Source organism: Rhodococcus sp. R1101, assembly GCF_000278445.1.
Lineage (GTDB): Bacteria > Actinomycetota > Actinomycetes > Mycobacteriales > Mycobacteriaceae > Rhodococcus > Rhodococcus gordoniae.
This window is the reverse complement of sequence record NZ_AJVB01000329.1, coordinates 1-4,248: the sequence shown is the minus strand read 5'-3', so window position 1 is coordinate 4,248 and position 4,248 is coordinate 1. Positions and strand designations below refer to the sequence as shown.

4 protein-coding genes are annotated in these 4,248 nt (G+C 68.8%); 1 reads left to right on the top strand and 3 read right to left on the bottom strand.

What is annotated here, in order from left to right; translation table 11 throughout:
• Positions 1-1,592 (bottom strand): Mur ligase family protein (locus tag R1101_RS27215; RefSeq protein ID WP_232284778.1); only part of this gene is annotated, 1,592 nt, incomplete at its 3' end.
• 17 nt (positions 1,593-1,609) lie between these two features.
• Here R1101_RS27215 and R1101_RS0117100 point away from each other — a divergent pair.
• Complete coding sequence (locus tag R1101_RS0117100) at positions 1,610-3,118, top strand: protein adenylyltransferase SelO (protein ID WP_016934587.1); 1,509 nt, start codon at positions 1,610-1,612, stop codon at positions 3,116-3,118.
• 194 nt (positions 3,119-3,312) lie between these two features.
• On the opposite strand, the gene R1101_RS0117095 is transcribed toward R1101_RS0117100, so the two are convergent.
• Both R1101_RS0117095 and R1101_RS27210 read right to left on the bottom strand, forming a co-directional pair.
• Entirely contained in the window at positions 3,313-3,618 is a 306-nt protein-coding gene (locus R1101_RS0117095; protein ID WP_232284777.1) for a type II toxin-antitoxin system Phd/YefM family antitoxin, read from the bottom strand.
• Positions 3,619-3,732: 114 nt separating this feature from the next.
• A partial coding sequence (locus R1101_RS27210) for a pyridoxamine 5'-phosphate oxidase family protein (protein ID WP_016934585.1) occupies positions 3,733-4,248 on the bottom strand: 516 nt, incomplete at its 5' end.

The following is a 4,248-nucleotide window of genomic DNA, read 5'->3' as shown; positions in this document are numbered from 1 at the left end:
GTGCGGTGCAGCGCGCGCCGCAGTTCGTCCCGGTCGTCGAACAACTGAATCCTCTCCCCGGAGACCAGGCGTGCCTCGCATCCCCGCCCGGCCACGACGACGACATCTCCGGGACCGGTGTGGGAGACGGCGATCTCGAAGGCGCGGCGACGGTCGGGTTCGACGACGACACGGGCACCGTGCGCGGCATGCGCACCCTCGGCGACCGCTTCCCGGAGAATGCGCGGGTCTTCGGAGAGCGGACTGTCGTCGGTGACGACCACGACGTCGGCATAGGTCGCTGCGGTGTGGCCGAGCGGAAATCGCTTGCCGGGATCGCGTTCTCCGGTCGCACTGATGACGAGAACCAGCCTCCGCTCGGGAGCGAGCGAGCGGAGGAACGGCAACAGTTCGCGTTGCCCGGACGTGTTGTGCATGTAGTCCACCAACGCGAGAACGCCTTCACCGGCGTCGACGCGTTCGAGTCGGCCGGGCACACCCGCGAGGGTTTCCAGACCCGCCGCGGCGTGCAGGACGTCTCCGTCGGCGGCGGCCACCGAGGTGAGTGCCGTCAGCGCATTGGCCACCTGGTGGGGTCCGAGCAGAGACAGTCGCACCGGCGCACGTCCGGACGGCGTGTGCACGGTGAAGGTGGTGCCGTTGAGGTCGCACCGGATCGTGTCCGCGTATATGTCCGCGCGGACATCGCGGGTCGAGTGCGTCCACACAGGTACCTCGACCGACGCCACCAAGCGTCGGCCGTACTCGTCGTCGATGTTCACCACGGCGGCCTGCGCGCGATCCGCGGTGAACAGTGCCGCCTTGGCGGCGAAGTATTGCTCCATCGTGTGGTGGAAGTCGAGGTGGTCGGGTCCGAGATTGGTGAAGGCGACGGTGCGGAACCGCACACCGTCGATGCGGCCCTGACTGATGCCGTGCGAAGACACCTCGAGCGTCACCGCCTGCACAGCCTGGTCGCGGAACTCGGCGAGGGTTCGGTGCACCACCGCGGCCTCGGGGGTCGTGCGGGTTGCGGGCCGGACCCCGGTGGGACCGCGGACGACGACACCGCCGATCATGCCCGTCACGACACCGTTCGCGGAGAGCGCGGTGTCGAGGAGATAGGTCGCGCTCGTCTTGCCGTTGGTGCCGGTGATGCCGTGGACCTGCAGGTCGTGGGAGGGATGACGGAGGATCCACGACGCCAGCGGACCGACCACGTCGCGGGGCCGATCGACGACGAACGTCGGCAGCAGATGCGATGGCCGGTCGCTGAGCACCGCGACCGCACCGCGAGAGCCGGCTTCGGCCGCGAAGTCCAGGCCGTGGACGTGACGCCCGGGCAACGCTACGTACAGATCACCCGGCTGCACCGTCCGGGAGTCGTCGCTGATCCCGGTGATCACGCGGTCGTGACCGTCCGGTGGCCCGGCCCGCATGACATCGCGGAGGTGCTCGGCGACGTCGCGGATCCGGATCTGCCGGGAGGGGCGGCCAGGACCGTCCGGGTCGGGATGCACGGGGGCGGATACCCGGTTCGGGGCGAAATGATGCGCCGCCGGTGACCGGGGTGCACCGGCGTTCCATTTGCCCGCGACAGGCGGCGGAGTCACACGGTTACCCTCGAGGGATGACTGCGATTCCGGATTTCCCCGTCGGCACGAACACCACGATATCCGGTCTCGGTAGTTCCTTCGCCGACGAGTTGAGTGGATTGTCGGTGCCGTGGCAGGGCACCGAGGCGCCCGAACCCGAACTGCTCGCGCTCAACGAGGAGCTCGCGGTGTCACTGGGCCTGGACGTGGCGGCCTTGCGCAGCGCCGACGGGGTAGCCGTATTGGCAGGCTCGGCGGTGCCGGTCGGCGCCAAGCCTGTCGCGATGGCGTATGCCGGTCACCAGTTCGGCGGATACGCCCCGCTGCTCGGCGACGGTCGCGCGTTGCTGCTCGGCGAACTCGTCGACGGGGACGGCCAACGTGCCGACCTGCATCTCAAGGGTTCGGGCCCTACGCCGTTCTCCAGGGGCGGGGACGGTTTCGCGGTTGTCGGGCCGATGCTGCGCGAATATCTCGTGAGCGAGGCCATGCACGCGCTCGGTATCCCGACCACCCGTTCGTTGTCGGTGGTGGCGACCGGCCGGTCGGTGTACCGCGAGGGTGTCGAGCCCGGAGCGGTGCTGGCCCGGGTCGCGTCCAGTCACCTGCGGGTGGGGACCTTCGAGTTCGCGGTGCGACGGGGCGAGATCGTGCGCTCGCTTGCCGACCACGCGATCGCCCGGCACTATCCGCACCTGCTCGACCGGCCGGAGACCGGCGAGGACAACCGCTACCTGGGCTTCTTCGCCGCCGTGGTCGAGGCCCAGGCGGCGTTGGTCGCGCAGTGGATGCTCGTCGGTTTCGTCCACGGCGTGATGAACACCGACAACACCACCATCTCGGGAGAGACCATCGACTACGGTCCGTGTGCCTTCGTCGACGCCTTCGATCCGGCCGCAGTGTTCAGTTCCATCGACCACGGTGGGCGCTACGCCTTCGGCAACCAGCCTGCCGTCCTGAAGTGGAATCTGGCACGTCTCGCCGAAACCCTGCTCACATTGGTCGATTCCACCCCGGACGCGGCGATCGGCGCCGTCACCGCGGTTCTCGACAGTTTCGACGTGCGCTACGAGCACCATTACCGGGTCGGTATGGCGGCGAAGCTCGGCCTCTCCGAGGACGCGCTCGACCGGGTCTCGGTCGACGATCTGCTGGCCCTGCTGGAAGAGCACGGCGCCGACTGGACCGCGACCTTCCGTGCCCTCGCCGACGAACTGCGAGGAGATCCGGCATCCCTGGACATGCTCGTGCCGCGCGAGCGCACAGCGCCCTGGCTCGAACGCTGGCACGCCGCCGCGACGAGCGACAACCGTGGGGCGAAAGAGCGGGCCGAGGCGATGGACCGGGTGAACCCGCTGTACATCCCCCGTAATCATCACGTCGATTCAGCTCTGAAGGCCGCGACGGCCGGCGACCTCGCGCCGTTCGCGACACTGCTCGACGTGGTGACGCATCCCTTCGAGATGCGTGCCGAGTGGGCCGAATACGCCTTGCCGGCACCACGTTCGTTCGCCGAGTCCTTCCGGACCTTCTGCGGCACCTGACCGTCCGATCCCGCGCACCTCTGCTCGATCAGGCGCTCTCGGGGAGTCGGCCGTCTCGGCCGGCCCTGGACGAGTCGGGTGCCGGGCAGGCCGTGGTCGTCGGTGACGGTGACGGTGTGCAGATGTACGGGATGGGTCGATCCGGCCCGAACTGTTGTGGACGACGGACCGACGACGCTTCGGCAGGTCGGCGCTCAGCGGGAACGATGGCGCTTCTTCCGCTTCTTCCGCTTCTTCTTGTTCTTCGTGCGCCGGCGAGCGGATCGTAGCGGCGGTTCGTCCGCCGGCTCGGCGTCCTCGAGCAGCGCCCGCTGCATCTCGCGGCGGAGGCTGTCCATCAGTTCGGGGGAGCGCAGCAGGAAGGTCGCCTCCTGCAGCGCCGCGTAACGGTCCTGGGAGATCAGGACGCCCGTGCCACGTTTGCCGACGATCTCGACGGCGACAGTGTCGTCGTTGACCTCTCGGACCAGTTCACCGAGCCGCTTGCGTGCGGCTTTCACGGACACGGACGTTGGTGGCACTCGCGGCGACTCCGATCTGTTCCCCCGACCCGGGCATCCTTTCATCACCGATGCCGGAATCGGGGGTGGACACGGCGGACACTCCGAACGAGATCACAGGAGTGCGCGCACGGAACGTGGTAGTGCGCTCGCGGAACCGGTGATCGGTGACGGGATCGGATCGTCGGCGACGGTACGCAGGGGCACCACTCCCGCCCACACGGAGTGGTCCTCGCCGTCCCCGCGATCCTCACCCGGACCGGCGGCCCGGACCTTCACGCTCACCTCGGCGAGCGGCACCTCCAGGACGGTGGTGGCGGCCAGCTCCTTCGGGGTCGGCGACCGGACCTCGTCCCAGCGTCCCGGCATCAGATGTTCGCTCACCACCCTCAACGCACGTTCCTTCTCGTCCGGGACGACCGGTGTGGCCACTCCGAACAGCACGGCACTGCGGTAGTTCATGCTGTGGTCGAAGGCCGACCGGGCGAACACGAGTCCGTCGAGGTGTGTCACCGCGACGGACACCTCGATTCCGGCGCGGGCGGCGAGGAACATCCCGGCGCCGGTGGAACCGTGCAGCAGCAACCGGTCTCCGTCGCGTCCCATCGCCATCGGCAGCACCACGGGCGA